This is a genomic window from uncultured Methylibium sp. (assembly GCF_902826655.1).
In the GTDB taxonomy this organism is placed as follows: Bacteria; Pseudomonadota; Gammaproteobacteria; order Burkholderiales; family Burkholderiaceae_C; genus Methylibium.
The window spans coordinates 3,282-6,453 of the sequence record NZ_CADEFR010000056.1; the positions used below are offsets into that span (position 1 = coordinate 3,282).

Here is a 3,172-nt window from a genome sequence, read left to right on the forward strand (position 1 = left end):
TGTGGATCGTCTACTCGAGCGGCACCACCGGCCTGCCCAAGGCCATCGTGCACGGGCACGGCGGCGTGATGCTCGAAGCGCTGAAGGCGAACGCGCTGCACAACGACATCGGCACATCGATCGCGACCGGCGAGCGCTACCACTGGTACAGCAGCACCGGCTGGATCATGTGGAACTCGCAGATCTCGGGCCTGCTGTCGGGCACCACGATCTGCCTGTACGACGGCAGCCCCGGCGGTCCTCACCCGAGCACCGGCCAGCCGGCCGACTGGGGCACGCTGTGGCGCTTTGCCGCCGACGCCGGCGTCACCACCTTCGGCGCCGGCGCCGCCTTCTACGCCAGCTGCCTGAAGGCCGGCGTGGTGCCGCAGCGCGAAGGCGACCTGTCGCGCCTGCGGGCCATCGGCTCGACCGGCTCGCCGCTGTCGGACGAGTGCTACCAGTGGATCTGGGACCAGTGCCCGCAGGTCGACGGCCGCGACATCTGGCTCAACCCGATCTCGGGCGGCACCGACTTCGCCGGCGCCTTCGTCGCCGGCATGCGCACGCTGCCGGTCGTGAAAGGCGAGATGCAGTGCCGCTGCCTCGGCGCCGCCGTCGAGGCCTGGAGCGAGGACGGGCGCGCGCTCGTCGACGAGGTCGGCGAGCTGGTGTGCACGAAGCCGATGCCGTCGATGCCGCTGTACTTCTGGGCCGACGAGGGCGGCCGCCGCTACCACGACAGCTACTTCGACATGTACCCCGGCATCTGGCGCCACGGCGACTGGATCCGCATCACGCCGCGCGGCGGCGCGGTCATCTACGGCCGCAGCGACGCGACCATCAACCGCCACGGCATCCGCATGGGCACGGCCGAGCTGTACCGCGCCGTCGAGGCGCAGCCCGAGGTGCTGGACAGCCTGGTGGTCGACCTCGAATACCTCGGGCGGCCGAGCTGGATGCCGCTGTTCGTCGTGCTGCGCGACGGACTCGTGCTCGACGAGGCGCTGACGAAGCGGCTCAAGGCCGCGATCCGCGAGGCGCTGTCGCCACGTCACGTGCCGGACGAGATCTTCCCGGTGAGCGCGGTGCCGCGCACCCTGTCCGGCAAGAAGATGGAACTGCCGGTCAAGAAGCTGCTGATGGGCGCCGACGCGCGCCAGGTGCTGAACCCCGACGCGATGGCCAACGCGGCCAGCGTCGAGTGGTTCGTGACTTTTGCACGCTCGCACGCGGCGCAGCACACAAGCGGGTGATCGCCCGCCCCCGAGGCGCGGGGGCTCGCACCCGCGCCTCGGGGGCTGTGCCAGGGAGGTTGCACGGAGAGACTCTGTGCATCGGTCGCGCCCCCGCGCTGCCATCGGACCTCCCGGGACCCTCGCTCATGAAGAAGACCTGCCTGAACCTCGTCGTGGCCGCGGCCGCCCTGTGCGCCGGCCACGTCGGTGCCCAGACGAACACCACCGCGCAAGACCTGATCAACGCGGGCGCCGTGGGTCGCACCACCGCCGCGGTCCATGGCATCGACTTCAGCGCGCAAGGCGGCAGCTTTGCTTCCAAGACCGTCGCCGGCGTCACCGCGATCGGCGTCGCGGGCGGCGCGAGCGGTGGCGAGATCGACATCGGCCAGAGCATCACCGCGAGCTTCGCGTCACGGATTGCGATCGCCTCTTTCAGCCTCGCTTTCCTGTTCGACGGCCCCGAGTTCGGCGACGTGCGCGAAGTGGCGCGGGTTTCGCTGCTCGGCACCGATCAGGTCGGCCTGCTGACCGCGACGGGGGCGACGTCGGCGATCTGGTCGCTGGGTGGCCTGGTCACCAACCTGAGCCCGGGCACCGAGCAAGGCGCGGGCGCCTGGACCGTCAGCAATCCCTTCGGCAGCACCGCCGGCAGTGGCCTGCGCTTCGAGGCCCTGGCCGGCCTGCCCGGCCCTGGCTGCAACGGCTGCTCGAACCAGTCCGACTACTCGGTGCTCAGCGTGAGCCCCGTCCCCGAGCCCAGCACCTACGCGCTGATGGCCGCGGGCCTGCTGGCCGTCGGCTGGGTGGTGCGGCGTCGCCGGCCCCAGGCCTGAGGTCGCACGGGCGGTGCCGCACGGCACCGCGCCGGCCGACCGGCCGGCCTACAGCGGCAGCTCGGTGAAGTAGCGGCCGCCGTGGAAGATCAGCGGCGTCGCGCCGGCGGTCACGCTGCAGCGCTCGACCTCGCCGACGAAGATGACGTGGTCGCCTTCCTCGTAGCGACTGCGGTTGAAGCACTCGAAGACCGCCACCGCCCCTTCCAGGACCGGCGCGCCGCTCTCGCCCTCGCGCCACGCGACGCTGGCGAAACGGTCGGCAGTCTTGCTGGCAAAGCGTTCGGCCAGCTCGTGCTGCGCGGCGCTCAGGATGTTGATCGCGTAGTGCGAACCCTGGGCGAAAGCCGGCAGCGTGCCCGAGCGCCGCGCCAAGCTCCACAGCACCAGCGGCGGCGCCAGCGAGACCGAGTTGAAGGAGTTGGCGGTCAGGCCGACGCGCTCGCCGGTCGCCGTGCGGGCGGTCACGATGGTCACGCCGGTCGCGAACATGCCGAGCGCTGCGCGGAAGTCCTGCGCGGTGAAGGCCGGTGCCTGGGCGCGAGTCATGGTGGCCCCCCGGTCGGCGAATACGCCGTCCGACCCCCCGGGGGGGTGCGGGCCGGCTTGGGAGCGGCCCGGCGCTCGGCCCGCAGCGCGTTCATGCCACCACCCCTTCGCGCCGTCGGAACATGCCCCAGCCTTCCATGGTGAGCACCGGCTCGTCGCGCTGGTTGAGCACGGTCCAGCGCGAACGCACCAAGCCCACTTCCGGCCGGCTGTTCATCGGTCGCGCCTCGAGCACCTCCATGCGCACACGCAGGCTGTCGCCGACCATCACGGGCTTGAGCCAGCGCAGGTTGTCGATGCCCGGCGAGCCGAGACTGGACGAGTCGAGCAGGTAGTCGTCGCACATCATGCGCATCACGAGCGCGCAGGTGTGCCAGCCGCTGGCGGCCAGGCCTCCGAAGAGCGAGCTCTTCGCGGCTTCCTCGTCGACGTGGAAGGGCTGGGGGTCGAACTCGCGCGCGAAGCGGACGATCTCCTCGCGCTCCAGCGTGCGGTGCCCGAACTCGCGCACCGTGCCGACGGCGAAGTCTTCCCAGTGCAGGCGCGTCGGCTTCTTCATCGCCGTCATGC

General features: G+C 71.3%; 4 protein-coding genes. 2 read left to right on the plus strand and 2 right to left on the minus strand.

Annotated features, from left to right (window positions below; translation table 11 throughout):
* Together QZV97_RS16815 and QZV97_RS16820 are read left to right on the plus strand one after the other, a co-directional pair.
* Positions 1-1,235, plus strand: a 1,235-nt coding sequence (locus tag QZV97_RS16815; RefSeq protein WP_295645105.1) for an AMP-binding protein, incomplete at its 5' end; no start/stop codon positions are given.
* Positions 1,236-1,363: 128 nt separating this feature from the next.
* A complete protein-coding gene (locus QZV97_RS16820; protein WP_295645109.1) occupies positions 1,364-2,053 on the plus strand; it encodes a PEP-CTERM sorting domain-containing protein in 690 nt (229 codons plus the stop codon).
* 48 nt (positions 2,054-2,101) lie between these two features.
* Here QZV97_RS16820 and QZV97_RS16825 read toward each other — a convergent pair whose 3' ends face one another.
* Positions 2,102-2,602: a flavin reductase family protein gene (locus tag QZV97_RS16825; RefSeq protein WP_295645112.1), complete on the minus strand. Its 501-nt coding sequence runs from the start codon at positions 2,600-2,602 to the stop codon at positions 2,102-2,104.
* A gap of 91 nt (positions 2,603-2,693) precedes the next feature.
* A complete protein-coding gene (locus QZV97_RS16830) occupies positions 2,694-3,170 on the minus strand; it encodes a MaoC family dehydratase (protein ID WP_295645114.1) in 477 nt (158 codons plus the stop codon).
* Between the last annotated feature and the right edge of the window lie 2 nt (positions 3,171-3,172).

Coding starts and splice junctions, on each gene's coding strand:
- QZV97_RS16820 (WP_295645109.1), top strand. CDS start 1,364: ATGAAGAAGACCTGCCTGAACCTCGTCGTGGCCGCGGCCGCCCTGTGC.
- QZV97_RS16825 (WP_295645112.1), bottom strand. CDS start 2,602: ATGACTCGCGCCCAGGCACCGGCCTTCACCGCGCAGGACTTCCGCGCA.
- QZV97_RS16830 (WP_295645114.1), bottom strand. CDS start 3,170: ATGACGGCGATGAAGAAGCCGACGCGCCTGCACTGGGAAGACTTCGCC.